This window comes from Microbacterium sp. PMB16, assembly GCF_051294855.1.
Taxonomy (GTDB): Bacteria; Actinomycetota; Actinomycetes; order Actinomycetales; family Microbacteriaceae; genus Microbacterium.
Genome location: NZ_CP145908.1, coordinates 1,178,356 through 1,197,820 on the forward strand (window position 1 = coordinate 1,178,356; position 19,465 = coordinate 1,197,820).

General features: G+C 69.0%; 18 protein-coding genes. 5 read left to right on the forward strand and 13 right to left on the reverse strand.

All coding sequences use genetic code 11. The features are described 5' to 3' along the window. Nucleotides 1-99: 99 nt before the first annotated feature. Together V5D55_RS05615 and V5D55_RS05620 are read right to left on the reverse strand one after the other, a co-directional pair. Nucleotides 100-837: a hypothetical protein gene (locus tag V5D55_RS05615; RefSeq protein WP_435748396.1), complete on the reverse strand. Its 738-nt coding sequence runs from the start codon at nt 835-837 to the stop codon at nt 100-102. Beyond that, nucleotides 834-1,973, reverse strand: a complete 1,140-nt coding sequence (locus tag V5D55_RS05620) for a Dyp-type peroxidase (protein ID WP_435748397.1) — start codon at nt 1,971-1,973, stop codon at nt 834-836. The genes V5D55_RS05615 and V5D55_RS05620 overlap by 4 nt, the downstream gene beginning before the upstream one ends. Before the next feature lie 65 nt (nt 1,974-2,038). On the opposite strand from V5D55_RS05620, the gene V5D55_RS05625 reads away from it, so the two are divergent. Further along, nucleotides 2,039-3,358, forward strand: a complete 1,320-nt coding sequence (locus V5D55_RS05625; RefSeq protein WP_435748398.1) for a right-handed parallel beta-helix repeat-containing protein — start codon at nt 2,039-2,041, stop codon at nt 3,356-3,358. A 200-nt stretch (nt 3,359-3,558) separates the two neighbouring features. Here V5D55_RS05625 and V5D55_RS05630 read toward each other — a convergent pair whose 3' ends face one another. Further along, nucleotides 3,559-4,410 (reverse strand): sugar phosphate isomerase/epimerase family protein, encoded by an 852-nt coding sequence (locus V5D55_RS05630; RefSeq protein WP_435748399.1) that lies wholly within the window; start codon nt 4,408-4,410, stop codon nt 3,559-3,561. 29 nt (nt 4,411-4,439) lie between these two features. Continuing rightward, a complete protein-coding gene (locus tag V5D55_RS05635) occupies nt 4,440-5,435 on the reverse strand; it encodes a DMT family transporter (protein ID WP_435748400.1) in 996 nt (331 codons plus the stop codon). A 33-nt stretch (nt 5,436-5,468) separates the two neighbouring features. Between V5D55_RS05635 and V5D55_RS05640 the strand changes: the two genes are divergently transcribed. From V5D55_RS05640 to V5D55_RS05650, 3 genes are all read left to right on the forward strand, one after another. Continuing rightward, the gene (locus V5D55_RS05640; protein ID WP_435748401.1) at nt 5,469-6,080 is read left to right on the forward strand and encodes a TetR/AcrR family transcriptional regulator; all 612 of its coding nucleotides are present in this window, start codon (nt 5,469-5,471) and stop codon (nt 6,078-6,080) included. Nucleotides 6,081-6,111: 31 nt separating this feature from the next. Continuing rightward, nucleotides 6,112-6,816 (forward strand): spermidine synthase, encoded by a 705-nt coding sequence (locus tag V5D55_RS05645; RefSeq protein ID WP_435748402.1) that lies wholly within the window; start codon nt 6,112-6,114, stop codon nt 6,814-6,816. 115 nt (nt 6,817-6,931) lie between these two features. Further along, nucleotides 6,932-7,831 (forward strand): S1 family peptidase, encoded by a 900-nt coding sequence (locus V5D55_RS05650; protein WP_435748403.1) that lies wholly within the window; start codon nt 6,932-6,934, stop codon nt 7,829-7,831. A gap of 69 nt (nt 7,832-7,900) precedes the next feature. Here the strand turns inward: V5D55_RS05650 and V5D55_RS05655 are convergent, their stop codons facing one another. From V5D55_RS05655 to V5D55_RS05665, 3 genes are read right to left on the reverse strand one after another with little or no spacing between them, the layout of a single operon-like run. Further along, on the reverse strand, nt 7,901-8,779 hold the full coding sequence (locus tag V5D55_RS05655) for an ATP-binding cassette domain-containing protein (protein WP_435748404.1): 879 nt from the start codon (nt 8,777-8,779) through the stop codon (nt 7,901-7,903). Next, nucleotides 8,776-9,819 carry an ABC transporter permease gene (locus tag V5D55_RS05660; protein WP_435748405.1) on the reverse strand — a complete coding sequence of 348 codons (1,044 nt, stop codon included), beginning with the start codon at nt 9,817-9,819 and terminating at the stop codon, nt 8,776-8,778. The genes V5D55_RS05655 and V5D55_RS05660 overlap by 4 nt, the downstream gene beginning before the upstream one ends. A 58-nt stretch (nt 9,820-9,877) precedes the next feature. Further along, nucleotides 9,878-10,864, reverse strand: coding sequence for a sugar ABC transporter substrate-binding protein (locus tag V5D55_RS05665; protein WP_435748406.1), 987 nt, complete (start codon nt 10,862-10,864; stop codon nt 9,878-9,880). 152 nt (nt 10,865-11,016) lie between these two features. On the opposite strand from V5D55_RS05665, the gene V5D55_RS05670 reads away from it, so the two are divergent. After that, nucleotides 11,017-12,201, forward strand: coding sequence for a Gfo/Idh/MocA family protein (locus V5D55_RS05670; protein ID WP_435748407.1), 1,185 nt, complete (start codon nt 11,017-11,019; stop codon nt 12,199-12,201). 49 nt (nt 12,202-12,250) lie between these two features. On the opposite strand, the gene V5D55_RS05675 is transcribed toward V5D55_RS05670, so the two are convergent. Genes V5D55_RS05675 through V5D55_RS05700 form a run of 6 tightly spaced genes read right to left on the reverse strand, consistent with a single transcriptional unit; the run spans nt 12,251 to nt 19,457 of the window. Beyond that, the gene (locus tag V5D55_RS05675) at nt 12,251-13,042 is read right to left on the reverse strand and encodes a TIM barrel protein (protein ID WP_435748408.1); all 792 of its coding nucleotides are present in this window, start codon (nt 13,040-13,042) and stop codon (nt 12,251-12,253) included. Nucleotides 13,043-13,049: 7 nt separating this feature from the next. Then, entirely contained in the window at nt 13,050-14,060 is a 1,011-nt protein-coding gene (gene iolG / locus V5D55_RS05680) for an inositol 2-dehydrogenase (protein WP_435748409.1), read from the reverse strand. A 46-nt stretch (nt 14,061-14,106) separates the two neighbouring features. Next, nucleotides 14,107-15,024, reverse strand: coding sequence for a sugar phosphate isomerase/epimerase family protein (locus V5D55_RS05685; RefSeq protein ID WP_435748410.1), 918 nt, complete (start codon nt 15,022-15,024; stop codon nt 14,107-14,109). Further along, nucleotides 15,021-16,949, reverse strand: coding sequence for a 3D-(3,5/4)-trihydroxycyclohexane-1,2-dione acylhydrolase (decyclizing) (iolD, locus tag V5D55_RS05690; RefSeq protein ID WP_435748411.1), 1,929 nt, complete (start codon nt 16,947-16,949; stop codon nt 15,021-15,023). Before iolD ends, V5D55_RS05685 begins: the two co-directional genes overlap by 4 nt. Beyond that, on the reverse strand, nt 16,949-17,875 hold the full coding sequence (iolB, locus tag V5D55_RS05695) for a 5-deoxy-glucuronate isomerase (RefSeq protein WP_435748412.1): 927 nt from the start codon (nt 17,873-17,875) through the stop codon (nt 16,949-16,951). The genes iolD and iolB overlap by 1 nt, the downstream gene beginning before the upstream one ends. Nucleotides 17,876-17,903: 28 nt before the next feature. Further along, nucleotides 17,904-19,457 (reverse strand): CoA-acylating methylmalonate-semialdehyde dehydrogenase, encoded by a 1,554-nt coding sequence (locus tag V5D55_RS05700; protein ID WP_435748413.1) that lies wholly within the window; start codon nt 19,455-19,457, stop codon nt 17,904-17,906. Between the last annotated feature and the right edge of the window lie 8 nt (nt 19,458-19,465).

Sequence of the window (19,465 nt, forward strand, 5' to 3'; positions counted from 1 at the left end):
GTCGAACGGGTCGACGGATGCACAGGACGAACCCGATCTTGACAGTGGGCTTTTCACAGAGTTTTTCTTATGTGTGAAAGCGCCGGTCGTGACGGGTGATCAGCCGAGTTCGGCGACGCGCGGGACCGCGACGTACTCCTCGGGATGCAGCAGGATCGACACCGTCCCCGAGGGGAAGTCCGCCTCGAAGCGCAGGAGCGCCCCCGCGCCGTCCACCCAGAAGCGCGTGGTGCCGCCACCGGTGCCCGAGTCGGCATCCGAGGGCCCGGCGAAGACGTCGACCGGCACCCCGTCGACGTCGTCGGCGCGGAGCCACTGCGCGTCCGAGGTCTGCAGCAGCTGCGCGTTCTCGGGACGATCCGTGCCGAGACTCGCGACCAGGACGAGCACGGCGTCGACCGTCGACGCCGAAGGATCGAGAGGCCGTGCCGTGCCGGCCGTCGCGGGCTCAGCATCCGGCACGGTGGAGCCGTCGCCCTCCCCCAGCCAGCCGACGAACGTGTCGGCATCCCAGGCGATGACCGCGGTGCCTCCCTCGAGCGCCGCCGCGGCGATGCCGAGCTCGGCGCGATAGTCCACCCGCCCGTGCAGGGCGACGGGCCCGTCGGCGGTCGTCACCTCGACGTCGAAGACGCGACTCCCGTCACGGTAGGCGAGGAATCGGCCGACCGCGAGTCGCTCGGCCTCCTCGGTCGTGAGAGCACGCGGACCCTCGGCGACGGGTGACGCGGTGGCTTCCGGCGCGGCTGGCGGGCGCTGAGCGACCAGCGCCCACACTCCCAGGGCCAGCAGGACCGCGGCCACCGCACCGATCGCGATCCATCTCCGCGCGGTCATGATGCCCCGAAGATCGTCGAGCCGAGCGGATGCTGCGCGTCGAACCCCGGCAGAGCGAGGAATACTCCCGCCGCGGTCGTGCGGGTGAAGTCGAGCAGCGCGTCGGACTCCGACATCCGCTCCATCGTCTGCGTGAACGTGCGCAGTTCCGCCTGGTAGCTGACGAACAGCAGGCCGAGCGGGTCGTCCATCGAGTACGACCGGCGCAGCATCAGCGGCACTCCCGCCGGCCGGGGGTGCGCGCGCCGCACGTGGGCGTCGACGGGGATCAGGTACTTGCCATCGGGCGACTTCGCCTGCAGGTTCACGTCGTCGTCGATCGCCCCTCCGGAGAGCGGCGCGCTGCTCGCACGTTCGCGACCGATGACACCCTCCTGCGCGGCGACCGGAAGGCGGTGGAAGGCCGGCAGGTCGATCTCCATCCGACGCACGACCAGGATGCTGGCGCCGGCCAGGTCGCCGTCACCGATCCAGACCGACTCCGCCAGCTCGTCGGGCGTGACCGGAGCCGCGATGCCGTCGACGAATCCGAGCACGTTGCGGGGCGCGGAGTGCCCGTCGCGCACCGGCACGGACGGCCCGCGGGCGGCGCGCTGCCGCCACCGCTCGGCGAGCCCCGGGGTGTTCTCGAGCACGGCGGCGAGCGTCAGCGGCGGGACGAGCGGGTCGGATGCGCATACCTGGATCACGAGGTCGCCGCCGCGGTGGCGGTCGTCGATCTCCTCGCGGGGATACGCCGGGAGCGGTTCGGTGCCGGGCCCATCGGGAGCCACCTGCTGCACGAGCCGCGGCCCGACGCCGACCGTGACGGTGAGGTCGCCCGGCGCGATGCCGGCGAGGGCGGGATGGTCGCCGGATGTCAGCGCGAGGATGCTCTCGCCGATGCGCGCGAGTACCGTGCCCGTGTCGCCCTCGAGGTCGTAGACGCCGAGCAGCAGGTGCGGCTGGACGGCGGTCGGGACGGAGATTCCGGCCTGATGCTCGCCCATCGGGGGGACCGGCTGCACGCCGTCCGCGACGCGTTCCGGCGGGGCGGGCTCCCCCGGCGCGCACGCCGCGAGGGCGCCGCCGAGCGCGGCGAGACCGCCGGAACTCAGCAGGGCGCGCCGCGAAATTCCGCTTGCCTCTTTCGCCACGACGACGATGATAGCCCTCGCGTTCGCGGTGATCCGCACCGTTTCGAGACCCCTATCATGATGCGATGCGCAATCGACTGACCGGCCTGCTGCTCGTCTCGGCGGCCGTGCTCTTCACGGGATGCTCGGCTCCGGCGACCCCCGAAACCGCCGAGAAGCCGCCCGTGATCCGCGCCGTTCCGGCCGACTATCCGACCATCTCCGATGCCGTCGAGGCCGCGTCGGAGGGCGACACGGTCCTCGTCTCTGCGGGGGTCTACCGCGAGACCGTCACGATCGAGACCGCCGGGATCACGCTCCGCGGACAGGACCGGAACGGCGTCGTCATCGACGGGGAAGTGCTGCGCGGAAACGGGATCGTCGTCTCCGCACCTCGCGTCACCGTGCAGAATCTCACCGTGCGGAATGCCACGCAGAACGGTGTGCTGGTGACCGGAATGCGCAACGACGACGGCGTCGCGGTGGGTGGTCACGATGGCTATCGGTCGGTCGATCCGGAGGACTTCCCCCTTCTCGACGGCTTCCTCGTCGACCACGTGACGGCATCGAACAACGGCCTCTACGGCATCTACGCGTTCAACTCGGCGAATGGGGCGATCACCGATTCGTACGCCTCGGGCGGAGCCGATTCCGGGATCTACGTCGGCCAGTGCCAGGGGTGCGGGATCGTCGTCTCCGGCAACGTCGCCGAGCACAACGCGGTGGGGTTCGAGATCGCCAATGCCGGGGGCGATCTGCTCATCGTCGGCAACCGTTTCGCCGGCAATCGGGTCGGTGCGACCATCAACTCCGACTACCAGGAGGCTTACCTGCCACAGGCCGGAGCCACCTTCGCGGGCAACGTCGTCGCGGCGAACGCGCAGGCGGACACCCCCGAGCAGGCCGAGGGCGGATTCGGGATCGGCATCGGCGTCGCCGGCGGCACGGCGAACGACATCCGCGCGAACCTGGTCGCGAGCAATCCGACCGCGGGGATGATCGTGACCTCGGCGGAAGACCTCGGGCCGATCGACAACCGCATCACCGGCAACGTGTTCGAGGCGAACGGCGTCGACGCCGTCTATGCGGCGAGCGCCCGGGGCGCCGGCAGTGGCAACTGCTGGGAGGGCAACACGCTGCGCACCACCTCACCCGCCGACCTTCAGACGGCATCCCCGTGCGCCGCACCGGCCGCACTTGAGGCCGGCAGCATCCCGCCGTCGACGTCTCCGGCGGGGATCCCGTTCCCGGACGTGGCCGCTCCCCCGGCGCAGCCCGATCTCGGGCCCCTGAAATCACCTGCTGCGGCGTGGCGCGGAGAGGCGGATGTGCCGACGATCGACCTGGACGCTGTGACGATCCCCGCACCCACTCTGCTCGCCGATCGGGCGGCCGTCCGCTGGTGAGGGCACACGTCGGGCCGGCAACGATGATCGCTACCGGCCCGACGTGAATGAGCAGCGATGCCCTCAGCGTGGTCGATGCGTGCCGCCAGTGAACTCCCCAGTCCCCAGACACTTCGCGTTCGCATCGCCATCGCCGTACAACTGCCCCACGTGTGTGTCCCCAGACACAAGTCCACCGTACCGAAGCGGTGTTCACGTGCTCAGGGGGCACTGTGTGAAACAGTGTGATCCGGCTCCCGGTACCTCTCGCGCAGCGTGCGCAGCATCCATCGATTCGAGGACGCGGGGTCGCGCAGCGGCACGCGCGACCCCGCCTCGCTCGGCGCATAGTCGACGGGCCCGAACTCGGCGAGGAAGGTGACCGGACGCCCCTCGTTCCGGAGGCGCTCGACGATCCGATCCCACCACTGCAGGTGCCGCCCGACCACCTCCCGCCACTCCGGCGCCTCGGGGTCGTTCACCTGCGGTCCCTGGGGATGCCCGATGCGGGCGTGGATGTGATCCGCACGGTCGATCGCGAGGTCGACGGCGGAGGTCTGATCGTCGAGCATCGACTCGGCGACGACCAGCCAGTGCGAGATGTCGAATGTCACCCGCAGGTCGGGATGCCGCTCGAGGATGCGGCGTGCAGCGTGCGCGGCGAACAGCATCCGGGCACGGTGCAGCTCGACGAGCACGTCGAGCGCGGTGTCGGCACGGGTGGCGCGGATCGCGTCGGCGAGCCGGTCATGGTCGCCGTCGTCCCAGTGGTCGCGGCCGGCATGGAGCGTCACATGCAGGGGCGAGATGCCGCTCTCGGAGATCTCGCGGAGAGTGCGCTGGAGCTCGGCGATGTGGGTGCGCGGATCGGAGTGTCCACTGGTCGCGAGCAGCGAGACACGAGCATCCGACCGTTCCACGACCGCACGAAGGTCGCGTTGCCGGGCAGGATCGGCGGGCCACCACATCTCGACTCCGTCGTAGCCCTGCTCCCGCGCCGATGCGAAGAGCTCCGCCGGCGGGAGAGGCGCGACCCAGTCGGTCATGAGCACGATCGGTGCGCGGTGTGTCACAGGTTCTCCCCCTCGGCAGACGACGTCACTCAGTCTGACGCCTGGGGAGTCGAGCGTGCCACCACGTGGCCGCGCGCCTGTGGGCACGACGCACCCCCGGCGGCGCGGGAGCCAAGAGCCGCGCCGCGCGCCGATTGTGCCTCCCCGACCAGCACGGTCGCGACGCCGAGGCCGCAGAGCGCGAAGCCGATCAGCGACAGGATCGTGAGGGTCTCCCCGAGGAGCACCGCCCCGGTGACCGCCGTGAACGGGGCGATGAGGAACAGGAGGGCGTTGAGCGCCGTGATCCCGACGCGGCGCAGCAGCCACCAGTACAGGCCGTACGCCGCCACCGTCGGGAAGGCGGCCGCGAGCACCGCGGCCAACCAGAAGGACACGGATGCCGGTGGCACGAGGGCACCGGTCGCGGCGGCGAGCACCAGCAGTGCGGCTGCCGACACGGTGGCGTGGATCGTCAGGGTCGCGAGCACTCCGGTCTGCACGTTCGTCCGCCGCTGGATGAACGTGCCGACGATCAGGCTCCCCATTCCCGCGACGAGCAGCAGGTATACGAGCGGATGCGCGTCGGAGTGCCCGAACTGCGAGCGCACGACGAACAGCACGCCGACCGCACCGACGATGAGCCCCGCCCACTGGGCTCCGCGCACGCGGAGTCCGAGGAGCGGCCCGACCAGCACGGCGATCACGAGCGGCTGCACGGCGTCGATCAGTGCGACGGTGCCCGTCGCGATGCCCGCGGCGGTGGCCGCGTAGATCGCTGCACAGTAGCCGAACTGCGAGAAGAGGCCGATGGCGGCCTGCCGCCGCAGAGCCGACCGGGTGACCTGTCGGGCGGCTCCCGTCGCGACCGCGACGATCAGCAGCACGACCGCCAGCGGCACGAAGCGCCAGACGAGCATCGTCAGGGGCGCGGCTTCGGCTGTGCCGATGGCAGCGATGAGGAATCCGGAGCTCCAGGTCACCACGAACGCCGCGGCAGCGAGCGCGGTCACGAGAGCAGAAAGTATACCGATCTGTTTACTCATGATCTCGACTATACAGGTTGGTATACTCGAGGCATGACCCAGCCTGTTCCCGTCCTCGCCCCGCTCACCCCCGGCGCCTCGCGGGTCCTCGACGCGGCTTCGCGACTCTTCTACGAGCGCGGCATCCATGCCGTGGGCGTCGATACCATCGCCGAGGCTGCAGGTGTCACGAAGAAGACGCTCTACGACCGGTTCGGCTCCAAGGAGACGCTGGTCGTCGCGTATCTCCAGCACCGCGATGCCCGATGGCGAGTGCACGTCGCGGAGAACCTCGCTCGCGTTCCGCAGCCCGGCGTGGAGCGGATCCTCGCCATCTTCGATGCGGCAGACTCCTGGTCGGACGAGAACAGCGCCAAGGGATGCAGCGCGATCAACGCCCGCGCCGAGATCGGCGACGGCCACGACGGGCACCCGGTGTTCCCGGAGGTCTCCCGCCAGAAGGTGTGGCTGCTCGACGTGTTCGACGAGCTCTGCCGCGAGGCGGATGCGCACGATCCGCGGGCCATGGCGGAGGCGATGATGCTGCTCTACGAAGGCGCCATCGTCAGCGTGGGCATGGAGACTTTCGCGAAGCCGTTCCTCGCAGCGCGACGCGTGGCGAAGGCGCTGCTCGAGCAGGACGGCAACCGTCGAGGCACAGCGTAGGGTTGGGGGCCTGTCGACGAGAGGCGCCGGAATGATCGCACGGTACGAAGAGCTCGATTGGCAGGAGACGCGCATGGGCGAGCTCATGCTCCGCCGCCGCGCGGATGCGGCCACGGGCGAGATGATCTACGAGGTGAAGCTCGGCGACGAGTACCTGATGTCGAGCCTCTTCACGGTCGCGGAGGAAGAGCTCGCGACACTCGGCCTCGCCGCCGCCACCGGCGAAGGCCTGAGCGTGCTCGTCGGGGGCCTCGGTCTCGGATACACCGCGGTGACCGCGCTCGGAGACGCCCGCGTGGCTCGACTCGAAGTGATCGACGCTCTGCCCGCGGTGATCGGCTGGCATGAGCGTGAGCTCCTGCCGGTGTCGTCCACACTCGTGGGCGATGCGCGGACGACGCTCACCCACGACGACTTCTTCGCCGTCGTACGTGCGGCGCCGGACGATGCCGCGCGGCGCCACGATGCGATCCTGCTCGACGTCGACCACTCGCCGCGCCACACCCTCGACCCGACCCACGCCGACCTCTACACCGAGGCCGGCCTCACCGCGCTCGCGCAGCACCTCGCCGACCGCGGCGTCTTCGCGCTCTGGTCCGACGATCCGCCCGACGACGAGTTCATGATCACGCTCGCCGCCGTCTTCGACGACTGCCGCGCCCACGTCGTCGACTTCGACAACCGCCTCACCGGAGGGGTCTCGTCGAACACGGTCTACGTCGGCATCCGGCGCTGACGACCCGCCGGCCCGCCGGCCCGAGGTCTTGAGGCCCTGAGGTGGAGCCAGCACCACCATTCTTCGGGCAGCCCGCCGTAGGGGATCGCCGCCGCATCGTTTCTAACGTCGAAGTATGACGTCTTCACCGCACCACACCTCAACCACCACCCCCTCGAAGTCCGGAATCTTCGCACTCCGTCGCGTCCTGACCCGCTCGGTCGTCGGCGTCATCGCCGGCGCAGCCTGCTGCGTCGCCCTCACCGCCGGCGCCGTCGCTCCGGCACAGGCGACGACCGCCGCGTCATCCGCCAGGACGATCGTCGGAGGCTCCGCCGGCTCCGAGAGGTATCCGTTCATGGCGAGCATCCCCATCGCCGCCCCGCTCGCCGGACTCGACGACGGCAACTGCGGCGCAGCCCTCATCGACCGGGAGTGGGTCGTGACCGCCGCGCACTGCGTCGACCGGGAGATCGGGTCGTTCGCCCAGGGCACCGTCCGCATCGGCAGCGGCAAGCGCTCCTCCGGCGGGACCGTCCGAGAGATCGTCCAAGTGTTCCAGCACCCCGGTTACGTCCAGGGCCAGCCCAACCAGAACGACATCGCACTGATCCGCCTCGATCGACCGGTCAAGTCGAAGCCGATCACGATCGCCGATCACGCCGCCGCCCCCGGAAGCAAGACCCGCATCCTCGGGTTCGGTGTGACGAAGCCGCACAAGGACCCCACGAAGTGGAAGATGTCCGAGAAGCTCCGCGAACTCGGGACCTTCGTGGGCGACCCGTCCGAGTGCGACACGGGCTACGCGGGTGACACCCGGCTGTGCACCGTGAGCCACAGGGCCGATGCGATGGCGTGCAACGGCGACTCCGGCGGACCGCAGATCCAGCGCGGAAGGAACGGCCGCTGGGAGCTGATCGGCGTCACCTCCGGCCCGGGCGCCGCATCCCCGTCCTGCGAGAAGGGTCCGGGGCTCTACACGAACGTCACGGCGTATCGCGACTGGGTCTCCCAGACGCTCGCAGACAACAGGTGAGCACTCCCGCCATCCGCTGACGCGGGGAGTCCCGGTGACCTGCCGTCACCGGGACTCCCTGCGTCAGTCTCAAGCCTCCGAGGGATCCCGCAGCGCACCCGGCAATCCGTCGGCCTCCTTCTCGATCTCCCGAACGATCGAGGATTCCGCACCGAGCGCCTGCTCGAGCTCGTGGGCGAGTGAATCGAGTTCGGCACCACCGGCCATGAGGCTGGTGAGCTCTGCGAGCGTGATCTCGGACTTCTCGTAGTTGCCCATGCTGGTGCCGCGATTGAGCAGCAGGAAGCGGTCACCCACCGGGAACGCGTGGTGCGGGTTGTGCGTGATGAAGACCACACCCAACCCCCGGTCGCGCGACCGTGCGATGTACTTCAGCACGACGCCCGACTGCTTCACGCCGAGGGCGGCCGTGGGCTCGTCGAGGATCAGCACGCGGGCACCGAAGTAGACCGCGCGGGCGATCGCGACGCACTGGCGCTCACCACCCGAGAGAGTGCCGATCGGCTGATCCACGTCACGCAGATCGATGCCCATGTTGGCGAGCTCGGTGTAGGTGACCTCTTTCATCCGCTTCACATCGAGGCGACGCAGAGGTCCACGCCCCTTCGTGAGCTCGGAGCCGAGGAAGAAGTTGCGCCACACGGGCATCAGCGGGACGACCGCGAGGTCCTGGTAGACCGTGGCGATTCCGGCATCCAGCGCTGCTCGCGGCGAGGAGAAGCTCACCGGCTTGCCGTCGAGGAGCATCTCTCCTTCGCTGGGCGTGTGGGCGCCCGCGAGCATCTTGATGAAGGTGGACTTCCCGGCGCCGTTGTCGCCGAGGACGCAGGTCACCTGCCCGGCGTTGACCGTGGTCGAGACTCCGCTGAGTGCGTTGATCGCACCGTAGCTCTTGCCGACATCGCGGACTTCGACGACGGGAACCGCTGCGGCAGTGGACGTGGTCATTTCGTTCCTCCTGCTCGAAGACGTACCCAGTGGTTGAGGAAGACGGCAAGCAGGAGCATCGCGCCCAGGAAGGTGCGAAGCCAGTTCGTGTCCCACTGTGCGAACGTGATGCCCTGGAAGACCATCCCGTAGATGAGCGCGCCGAGGGCCGCGCCGATCGCCGAGCCGAAACCGCCGGTCATCAGGCAGCCGCCGACGACGGCGCAGATGATGTAGATGAACTCCTGGCCGACGCCGGTGTTGGCCTGAACGGTCGAGGTGCGGAACAGCGAGATCATCCCGACGAGCCAGGCCGCTCCCGCCGTCACCATGAACAGACCGATCTTGGTCTTCAGCACGGGAACGCCCACCTGGCGCGATGAGTTCAGCGCGCCGCCGACCGCGAAGATCCAGTTGCCGGAGCGCGTGCGCAGGAGCACCCAGGTCGCGAGCGCCGCGACCACGAACCACCACAGCACGGAGATGTAGAAGGTGCCGCCGCCGATCTGCATCGACGACCCGAACACGGGCTGGATCGTGTCGTAGAACGGCACCTTGGTCATGCCCTGGATGGCGACCTGCCCGGTGATGAGCTTCGTGACGGCCAGGTCGATACCGGCGAGCACGAAGAACGTTCCGAGGGTGATGATGAAGCTCGGCAGGCCCGTCTTCATCACGAGCAGCCCGTTCAGAGCGCCGATCGCCAGGGCGGCAGCGAGCGAGATGACGGCGGCGACCCAGATGTTGACACCGTAGTGCGTGGTCAGGACTCCGACGATGAGGGCGGTGAAGCCCGTCATCACGCCCGCCGAGAGATCGAACTCGCCGCCGATCATGAGGAGGGCCACCGCGACCGCCATGATGCCGAAGGTCGAGGCCGACTCGAGCCAGACGCCGGCACCCGCCATCGTCATGAACGTGTCGGTGTACACGGAGAAGAAGATCATCACCGCGAGTGCGGCGACGAGCGCCCCGATCTCGGGTCGTGCCAGCAGCCGTCGTACCGGCTGACGCTCCATTCGTGGTCGCGTCGCGATTGTCACTATGTCCGTCGTGGTCATCGTCGGCTCCTTTCGTGTCGCGGAGCCGGAGGGGTGACCTCCGGCTCCGCGGGGATGGTCAGCGCGTGCCGTTCTTCGCGAACTCTGCGACCTCGGCCGCGTTGTCCTTCGTGACGAACGCCGGACCGGAGTAGACCGGCTGACCGCCGCCGATGTCGTTGCCGTTCAGGCTCTTCAGGTAGACCGCTGTCACACCCAGGAATCCCTGCACGTAGGGCTGCTGGTCGACCGCGAACAGGATGCTGCCATCCTCGATGGCGCTGACGACGTCTTCGGAGAGATCGAAGGTCGCGACCTGTGCCGAGCTGCCGGACTCATCCACCGCGCCGACGGCGTCGATCGCGTACTGTCCGCCGAGCGTGAGCACGGCGTCGATCGAAGGATCGGCCTGGAGCTTCGACTTGATGGTGGCCTTGACCTCGGCGTCGTTGGTGCCGTCGACCTGGAGGTTCTCCATCGATCCGCTGAAGGCCTCGGCCGCAGCCGTGCAGCGCTCTTCCAGCCCGATGTTGCCGGCTTCCTGGATGACGCACAGCGCCTTGGTGGCGCCTTCCGTGCCGAGGCGTTCGCCCACGGCCGCGCCGGCGATGGACTCGCTCTGTCCGATGTGGGTGATCGCACCGAACTCCTTGAACTTCTCGAGTCCGGAGTTGATGGTCACGACGGAGATCCCTGCTTTCACCGCCCGCTCCACGCTGTCCTTGACGCCGTCCGGGTTGGCCATCGAGACGACGATTCCGTCCACGCCCTGTGCGATCGCATTGTCGATGAGCTGCGACTGCTTCGCGGGGTCGGGGTCGGAGTTGTAGGTCACGTCGACGCCGTAGTCGCTTCCGGCCTGTTCTGCGCCGGACTTGACGCGGTCCCAGAAGGCGTCGCCGGGGGCGGAGTGGGTCACAACGGCGTAGGTGAAGCCTTTCGACTCGGTGTCTCCGGTTCCACCGCCGTCGCCGTCGGTCGTTTCCTGGCCGGTGCCCGAGCAGGCCGACAGCAGCAGGACCGCTGATACCGCGAGTCCCAGGCCGCCGAGGAGGCGCTTTTTCATGTGATTTCCCTTTCGGTGAGGACGCAGTCGACATCGACTGATCGCATCCTGTGACGTCGGTGTCGGGGAGATTCTGACATCGAGGAGGAATGTTTGTCAAGACATTCTGTCAATGGGTAATGTAGGCGTACATCTTCGCTGAAAGGACAGCCATGACCAACAGGGCGCACATCGGTGTGGGGCTCATCTCCGTCGGATGGATGGGACGACTCCACTCCCGGGCGTATCTGGCAGCGCCCCGGCACTATCCCGATCTTCCGGCGACCACCGAACTCATCGTCGCGGCGGATCCCGATCCGGACAGCCGCGCGCATGCCACCGAGCTCCTCGGGTACCGCGAGGCGGTCGCCGACTACGCGCAGGTGCTCGATCGAGACGACGTCGACGTGGTCTCGATCTGTTCGCCGAACTTCCTCCATCACGAGATCGCTCTGGCCGCCATCGCGGCCGGCAAGCCGTTCTGGATCGAGAAGCCGATGGGGCGCGGCGTGCACGAGTCGAGCGAGATCGCCAGAGGCGCGGCGGAGGCCGGGCTCATGACCTCCGTGGGCTTCAACTACCGTCATGCACCCGCGGTCGCGCACGCGAGGAAGCTGGTGAGCGAAGGAGCCCTGGGTACGATCACCAACGTGCGCGTGGCGCTCATCGCCGACTACTCGGCCGACCCCGCCGGCGCCCTCACGTGGCGGTTCCAGCGCGAGCGGGCCGGCACCGGTGTGCTGGGCGATCTGCTCTCGCACGGCGCCGACCTGGCGCAGTACGTCGTCGGCCGGATCTCGTCGGTCAGCGGAGTGACCGAGACCTTCATCCGCGAACGCCCGCTGCCCGCTTCGGGCGCGGCCAGCCATTTCAGCAAGGGCGCGAGCGACGGGCCCCGGGGGCAGGTCGAGAACGAGGACTACGCCGCCGTCCTCGCGCGCTTCGACTCGGGAGCGGTCGGCGTCCTCGAATCGAGCCGTGTCGCCATCGGCCCCCGCGCCGAGTACCGTCTCGAGGTCTACGGCACCCAGGGATCGCTGCGCTGGGACTTCCAACGGCTCAACGAGCTCCAGCTCGCCGATGACACCTCCGGCTACCGCACGATCATGGTCGGGCCGGGTCACGGCGACTTCGCGCACTTCCAGCCCGGCGCGGGAACGAGCATGGGCTTCGATGATCTGAAGACCATCGAGGCGTCCCTGTTCCTGCGCTCCGTCGTGGAGGGCCGGCAGCTCGCCCCGTCCGCTGCCGACGCCTGGTCGGCAGCGGAGATCGTCGACGCGGCCGTGCGCAGCGCAGCATCCGGATCCTGGACTCCGGTGGCGACGGTGGATGGCCCGACGACCTACGACGCCTGAAGGTCGGGGTGGGGCGCTCCACCCCACCCCCGTTCTCCGGGTCAGCGGGTCAGCGGGCGAAGGCCTCGCGGAAGGCGCGGAGCGCGTCCTCCGAATCGGTCGATGCCCACGCTTCCAGACCTACGACGCCGTCGTAGTCGAGGTCGCGGAGCGCGTCGGCGATCGCCTCGTAGCGGATCTCCCCCGTGCCCGGCTCACACCGCCCCGGCACGTCGGCGACCTGGATCTCACCGACCCACGGCAACGCCCGGCCCACGAGATCGATGAGGTTCCCCTCGCCGATCTGCGCGTGGTACAGGTCGAGGTTGAGCCGCAGCGCCGGCGAATCGACCGACTGGACAAGGGCGAGGGTGTCGGCCGCGCGGGCGAACGGCGTGCCCGGATGGTCGACCGCGGTGTTCAGGTTCTCCAGCGTGAAGACCCGTCCTGCCCGTCGGCCGAGTTCGGCCAGGCGGCCGAGCGTGTCAGCCGCCAGCAGCCAATCCGCCCCGCTCACACTCTCGCGCGGACGCACCGGAAGGCCGTGCGGATCCAATCCGGTGCCGTGCAGGTTCAGCCGCGGCGAATCGATGACGTCCGCCATCCGCAGCGACTCCTCGGCCGTGGCGAGCAGTTCCGCGATCCCGTCCTCCGTCGTCAGATCGCCCCGCAGGTAGCCGGTCATCGACGAGAAGACCGCTCCGGTCGCCGCGAGGGCGGGAAGGTCCTTCGAACTCCAGTCCCAGATCTCCACCTCGAAGTCGAGATCGTGCAGTCGTCGCACCCGGTCGACGAAGGGAAGCTCGGTGAAGAGCATCTCAGCGGATGCCGCAAGCCGGAAGGACCCGTGTGCCGTCACCATGGCGCGATCAGCCGAGCGCCACGGGGACGATCACGCGCTCGGTCGCCGAGCGCTGCGCGGCGTCCGCGAGCACGAGTGCTGCGCGGCCGTCCTCGAACGTGGGGCTCGTCGACGCCTCGCCGCGCGCGAGCTTGATGAACTCGCGCAGTTCGGCGGCGTACGCGACGGCGTACCGCTCGAGGAAGAACTGCTCGTACGGCGGCTTGGCCTCGACGGCGTCGGCGGTCGACAGGCTCACCAGGCTGGATGGGGCGTTGGCGACGTGCAGCACCCCTCGTCCGCCGAAGGCCTCGATGCGCTGGTCGTATCCGACCGAGCTGTGGCGGGAGTTCACGATCGTCACGATCGCACCGGATGCTGCGCGCAGTGTCGTCACGGCCGTGTCGAAGTCGCCGTGCTCACGCGCACCGTCGTCGAACGTGGTGGTTCCCACCGCCGAGACCTCCACGATCTCGGGGAGGAAGAAGCGCGCCATGTCGAAGTCGTGGATCGTCATGTCGCGGAAGATCCCTCCGGAGACACCGACGTAGGACGCGGGCGGAGCCGACGGGTCGCGGCTGATGATCGTCAGCTGCTCCAGCGCACCGATCTCACCGGCGGCGACACGTGCCCGCGCGCTGGCGAAGGAGGGATCGAAGCGGCGGTTGAACCCCAGCGCCACCGGCACGCCGGCAGCGGCGACCTTCGGGCGCAGTGCGTCGACCCGCGCGATGTCGAGATCGATCGGCTTCTCGCAGAGCACCGGGATGCCGGCATCGATCGCCTGCGCGATCAGGTCGACGTGCGTCGCCGTCGGCGAGGCGACGAGGACGGCATCGACGGCGCCGGAGGCGAAGATCTCGTCGGCGTTGTCGGTCGCCGTACCTCCGTACGTCGCTGCCACTCGCTGCGCACCGTCGACGAAGGGGTCGGCGACCCAGCTGAGGACGGCGTCGGGATCGGCGGCGATGCTCGCAGCGTGGACCTGACCGATACGGCCGGTCCCGATCAAGCCGAATCGGAGGGGTGTGTGAGTCATCGGTTTTCCTGTCGTGGTCGAGGTGGAAGCGGGGAAGAAGGGGAGATCAGGCCCAGGCGCTCAGGGCTTCGCGATTGCGAAGCTGATCGGCGGCTCGCGCGGCGCGGAAGTCGGTGAGGGAGACGTCCGGACCGTTCAGCACGTCCTGCTCCACCACGATCCATCCGTCGAAGCCGCGCTGCTCGACAGCATCCATGACGGCGACGAGATCGATGTCGCCCGCACCGAACGCGACGAAGGCACCGGACGACCACACCTCGGGCATGCCGCCGCCCGCGGCGAGGACGCGGCGCAGCTCGGCGAGGTCCACATCCTTGAGATGGAGGTGGTTGATCCGGTCGCCCCAGCGCGACACCGCCTCGAGCGGATCGCCGCCCGCGATGAACAGGTGCCCGGTGTCCAGCGTGAGGTCGACGTCGACGTTCGCCAGGAATCGATCGATCTCCTCGGGCGATTCGACGAAGGTGCCCGCGTGGTGGTGGAACGTGGGCTCGAAGCCAGCCGCACGGACCAGCGCCGCGGCACGCTCGGTGTTGGCGAGAAGCCGCCCCCACGCGAACTCGGAGAGCGGATCGACGTCGCCGCCGCGGCCGGGAGACGCGCGCCGAGCGGCCGAGCCGTCGTCGGCCAGAGTGGGAAGCGGCAGGCGGGCGGGCCCGCGATCCGCCGCATCGGCGAACACCCGCAAGGCATCGTTCAGACCGGGGATCGCCGCCTCGAACGCCTCGTCATCGGAGAACGGAAGCTGCACCCAGCCGCCCGCGAGCTCGAGGCCGTGGCGCTCCAGCCGCGTGCGCAGCTCGGTCGACCGCCCGAAGTACCCGAGCGGGCCGAGGTCGACACCCTGATACCCGGACTCGGCCAGGACTTCGAGCATGTCGTCCGGGTGAATCGTCTCCGAGCCCTCCGGGGTCATCTCGAACACGCCGAAGCTCACCGGCGCACCGGCCACCGTTGCCTTCATTCGCCCGCCTCCGGTCCCAGCAGCGGGCGCTGCGGGGTGCGCAGCTGCTCGTACTCGGCACGCGCGCGCTGCGTCGACGCGAGGCTCGAGACCTCGGGGACCGGAACGTCCCACCAGCCCTCGCCTCCCGGCGCGTACAGCCGCGGGTCGCTCTCGATGTGGATGAACGTCGGGCCGTCGGATGCCTTCGCCGTCGCGACCGCGGCAGCGAGGTCGGCGATCGCATCCGGTCCCGGCGCGATCTCGATGACGTCGAGGCCGTAGCTCCGTGCGTTCATGGCGAGATCGACCGGGAGCTTCGCCTCTCCCTGGAAGTTGCGTGCCGCGGGGTCGTACTCCCGGTACAGCGTGCCGAAGCGCTCCGATCCGACGGTCTCGGACAGATGCCCGATCGAGGCGTAGCCGTGATTCTGGATCAGCACGACGATGAGCTTGATGCCCTCGGCGACCGCCGTCACGAGTTCGCTGTTGAGCATGAGGTAGGACCCATCGCCGACCATGACGATGACGTCACGGTCGTCACCATCGGCGATGAGTCCCCTCTTGGCGCCGAGCCCCCCGGCGATCTCGTACCCCATACACGAGAACGCGTACTCGACGTGGTAGCCGAGCGGATCCCGCACGCGCCACAGCTTGTGCAGGTCACCCGGAAGCGAACCCGCCGCCTGGACGATGACGTCCTTCGGCGCACTGGCCGCCTGGATGGCGCCGATGATCTCGGACTGTCCGGGAAGAGCGCGCCCGCTGGGTGCGAAGGCGTCGTCGACGAGGGAATCCCAGCCCGCCTTCTCGCGCGTGGCACGTGCGGCGTGCTCCGTCGGCACCCGGTACCCCTCGAGCTCGGTCGACAGCGCGACGAGTGCCTCCCTGGCGTCGGCGATGACCGGCAGCTGCGTGCCGTGCTTGTACGCGTCGAACGACGCGACGTTGATGTTGACGAACGCGACGGCGGGGTTCTGGAACGCCGTGCGCGATGCCGTCGTGAAGTCGCTGTAGCGCGTGCCGATGCCGATGATGACGTCGGCCTCCGCCGCGAGCCGGTTGGCGGCGAGCGTGCCGGTGGCCCCGACGCCGCCGAGGTTCTGCGGGTGGTCCCAATCGAGGGCTCCCCCACCGGCCTGCGACGTGGCGACAGGGATACCGGTCGCCTCGACGAGCAGGCGCAGCTGGTCCTCGGCGCCCGAGTAGATCACGCCCCCGCCGGCGACGATGAGCGGCTTCTTCGCCCCGCGGATCGCGGCGACCGCGCGGGCGAGCGGGCCGCGCTCCGGCAGCGGACGACGGATGTGCCACTCGCGGTCCTGCAGGAACTCGACCGGGACGTCGATCGCCTCGGCCTGGACGTCTTCCGGGAGCGCGATCGTGACGGCGCCGGTCTCGGCGGGATCGGTGAGCACCCGCATCGCGGCGAGCGCGATCGAGTAGAGCTGCTCGGGGCGCTGGACGCGGTCGAAGAATTTGGAGAGCGGGCGGAAGGCGTCATTGACGGTGAGACCGGTGTCCCACGGCTGCTCGAGCTGCTGCAGCACGGGGTCGGCCACCCTCGTCGCGAACGTGTCGCTGGGCAGCAGCAGCGCCGGGAGGCGGTTGGTGGTCGCCAGAGCGGCGCCGGTCAGCATGTTCGTGGCACCGGGTCCGACGGATGCCGCCGAGGCGAGCGTCGCGCGACGGCGGTGCATGCGGGCGAAGCCCACCGACTGATGCACCATCGCCTGCTCGTTGCGCGCCTGGTAGTAGGGCATGAGGTCCGGCTGCTCGACGTTCGCCTGTTTGAGCGCCTGCCCGATCCCCGCCACGTTCCCGTGACCGAAGATGCCGAACATCCCGGGAATCGTGCGCTCGCGGATGTCGCCGTCGACGGTCCACTGGTGTCCGAGGAATTCCACGAGAGCCTGGCTGACCGTCATCCGCTTCGTCGCCGCCATCACTGCTGTCCTTCTGTCTCGTTGCCGAAGGGCAGCCGAGAATCGATCTGCTGCCCCTTCCAGGTGTCGCGCACCCACGCGTGCGCGGGGTCGTCGCTGATGAGCCATTCGCGTTCCGGGTCGGGACCCGCCATCACGTTGAGGTAGTAGAGGTCGTAGCCCGGTGCTGCCACGGCAGGTCCGTGATAGCCGTAGGGCACCAGGGCGATGTCTCCGGAGCGCACCATCGCGTTGATGTCGATCTCGCCGGCGGGCGAGGAGTACGTGCTGAACATCCCGAAGGCCGCGTCGCCGCCGGCATCCGATCCAGCCACCGATCCGGCCACGGGAGCGGCCTCGAAGTAGTAGATCTCCTCGAGGCGCGACTCGCGGCCCGGCACGTGCTCGTCGTGCTTGTGGGGAGGATACGACGACCAGTTCTCGGCGGGCGTGATGACCTCGCACACGATGAGGCGCGCAGCGTCGAGCGCGAGCGGAGTGCCGAAGTTGTGCACCTGCCGGCTGGACGCACCGGCGCCCCGCAGCTCGATCGGGGTCTCGGCGGCCGGAATGCGCCGACTCGGTTTGACGACCGTGGTGGGCGACGTCGCGACGGCGACACGCCCTTCGCCCGTGAGGTGCGCCGTGGAGTCGGCGGAGAGATAGAGGACATCCGTCGGACCGTCGAACACGGATGCGCGGCCGGCGAGGTGCGTCGTGGTCGTGATCCCGTCAGCCGTGTGGACGATGTCGAACGATCCCGAGAGCGGAACCACGATGCGCTCGATGCCGGTGTCCGACAGTTCCACCGTGGTGCCGGGGCCGATCTCCGCCACGCGGATCCCCGTGTGCTCCCAGTCGGGAGTCCGCTCGTCGACGACGCTCTCCCAGCCGTCGTGGGCGAGCGCGCCCCGCCGGTGGAACCAACGCTGGTCCGTGGTGCTCATGTGTCTCTCTCGTCGGGGCGGTTCGGCATCAATCGTTCTGCGGGAAGCCGAGGTTCAGGCCGCCGTGCGTGGCCGGGTCGAGCCAGCGGCTGGTGATGGCCTTCTCGCGCGTGAAGAAATCGAAGCCGTGCACGCCGTAGGCCTTGGCGTCACCGAAGAGGGACTGCTTCCAGCCGCCGAACGAGTGGTACGCGACGGGAACCGGGATCGGGACGTTGATGCCGATCATGCCGACCTGCACCTCGTTCTGGAACCGGCGGGCCGCTCCTCCGTCGTTGGTGAAGATGGCCGTGCCGTTGCCGAACTGGCCCGAGTTGATCAGATCGACGCCTTCGTCGTACGACTGCACGCGCACGACAGAGAGGACGGGTCCGAAGATCTCCTCCTGGTAGGCACGTGACGTCGTCGGGATGTCGTCGATCAGGGTGGGACCGAACCAGAATCCGTCTTCGTGCCCGTCGACCACGAGCCCGCGTCCGTCGACGACGATGGTCGCGCCGTCCGCCTCCGCGATGTCCACGTAGGACGACACCTTGTCGCGGTGCACGTCGGTGATCAGCGGTCCCATGTCTGGTTCCCCGTTCGCGTCGCCCGCACCGTTGCCGATCCGCAGACGACCGATGCGCTCCGTGATCTTCTCGATCAGCGCGTCAGCGACCGGTTCCACGGCGAGCACGACCGAGATCGCCATGCAGCGCTCGCCCGCCGCACCGTAGCCGGCGTTGACGGCCTGGTCGGCGACGAGGTCGAGGTCGGCGTCCGGGAGGACCAGCATGTGGTTCTTGGCGCCGCCGAGGGCCTGGACCCGCTTGCCGTGCTTCGAGGCGGTCTCGTAGATGTACTGCGCGATGGGCGTGGATCCGACGAACGAGATCGACTGGACGACCGGGCTCGTGAGGAGTCCGTCCACCGCGAGCTTGTCACCCTGGAGCACTGTGAAGACACCGTCGGGGAGGCCCGCCTCCTTCCAGATCTGCGCGAGCCAGAGCGCGGCGGACGGGTCCTTCTCGGACGGCTTGAGGATCACCGCGTTGCCGGCGGCGATGGCGATCGGGAAGAACCACATCGGAACCATGGCGGGGAAGTTGAACGGCGAGATCACACCCACCACGCCGAGAGGCTGCTTGAGCGAGTACACGTCGATGCCGGTCGAGGCGTTCTCGCTGAACGCGCCCTTGATCAGGTGCGGGAACCCGGTCGCGAGCTCCACGACCTCCTGCCCGCGGAGGATCTCGCCCATCGCGTCGGAGACGACCTTGCCGTGCTCGGCCGTGATGATCTCGGCGAGCTCCTGCTTTCGCGCGTTCAACAGCTCACGGAACGAGAACAGCACGGTCTGCCGCTTCGCGATCGAATAGCGACTCCACACGTCGTAGCCGCGCTGCGCGGAGGCGATCGCCTCGTCGATCTCGGCCTGGTCGGCCAGCGCCACGTGCGACTGGACGGCACCGGTCGCCGGGTTGTACACGGGAGCCGTCCGCCCACTGGTGGAGGTGCGGGCAGCGCCGTCGATCCAGTGGGTGAGGAGGCGGACACCGGACTCGGCGCCGTCGCGGAGGGGTGCGGTCTGCGTCGTGCTCATGGAGGTTT

Bases quoted from the DNA above. Each gene is read 5' to 3' on its own strand.
- V5D55_RS05615 (WP_435748396.1), bottom strand. From the start codon at position 837: ATGACCGCGCGGAGATGGATCGCGATCGGTGCGGTGGCCGCGGTCCTG.
- V5D55_RS05625 (WP_435748398.1), top strand. From the start codon at position 2,039: ATGCGCAATCGACTGACCGGCCTGCTGCTCGTCTCGGCGGCCGTGCTC.
- V5D55_RS05635 (WP_435748400.1), bottom strand. From the start codon at position 5,435: ATGAGTAAACAGATCGGTATACTTTCTGCTCTCGTGACCGCGCTCGCT.
- V5D55_RS05640 (WP_435748401.1), top strand. From the start codon at position 5,469: ATGACCCAGCCTGTTCCCGTCCTCGCCCCGCTCACCCCCGGCGCCTCG.
- V5D55_RS05645 (WP_435748402.1), top strand. From the start codon at position 6,112: ATGATCGCACGGTACGAAGAGCTCGATTGGCAGGAGACGCGCATGGGC.
- V5D55_RS05650 (WP_435748403.1), top strand. From the start codon at position 6,932: ATGACGTCTTCACCGCACCACACCTCAACCACCACCCCCTCGAAGTCC.
- V5D55_RS05655 (WP_435748404.1), bottom strand. From the start codon at position 8,779: ATGACCACGTCCACTGCCGCAGCGGTTCCCGTCGTCGAAGTCCGCGAT.
- V5D55_RS05660 (WP_435748405.1), bottom strand. From the start codon at position 9,819: ATGACCACGACGGACATAGTGACAATCGCGACGCGACCACGAATGGAG.
- V5D55_RS05665 (WP_435748406.1), bottom strand. From the start codon at position 10,864: ATGAAAAAGCGCCTCCTCGGCGGCCTGGGACTCGCGGTATCAGCGGTC.
- V5D55_RS05670 (WP_435748407.1), top strand. From the start codon at position 11,017: ATGACCAACAGGGCGCACATCGGTGTGGGGCTCATCTCCGTCGGATGG.
- V5D55_RS05675 (WP_435748408.1), bottom strand. From the start codon at position 13,042: ATGGTGACGGCACACGGGTCCTTCCGGCTTGCGGCATCCGCTGAGATG.
- iolG (WP_435748409.1), bottom strand. From the start codon at position 14,060: ATGACTCACACACCCCTCCGATTCGGCTTGATCGGGACCGGCCGTATC.
- V5D55_RS05685 (WP_435748410.1), bottom strand. From the start codon at position 15,024: ATGAAGGCAACGGTGGCCGGTGCGCCGGTGAGCTTCGGCGTGTTCGAG.
- iolD (WP_435748411.1), bottom strand. From the start codon at position 16,949: ATGGCGGCGACGAAGCGGATGACGGTCAGCCAGGCTCTCGTGGAATTC.
- iolB (WP_435748412.1), bottom strand. From the start codon at position 17,875: ATGAGCACCACGGACCAGCGTTGGTTCCACCGGCGGGGCGCGCTCGCC.
- V5D55_RS05700 (WP_435748413.1), bottom strand. From the start codon at position 19,457: ATGAGCACGACGCAGACCGCACCCCTCCGCGACGGCGCCGAGTCCGGT.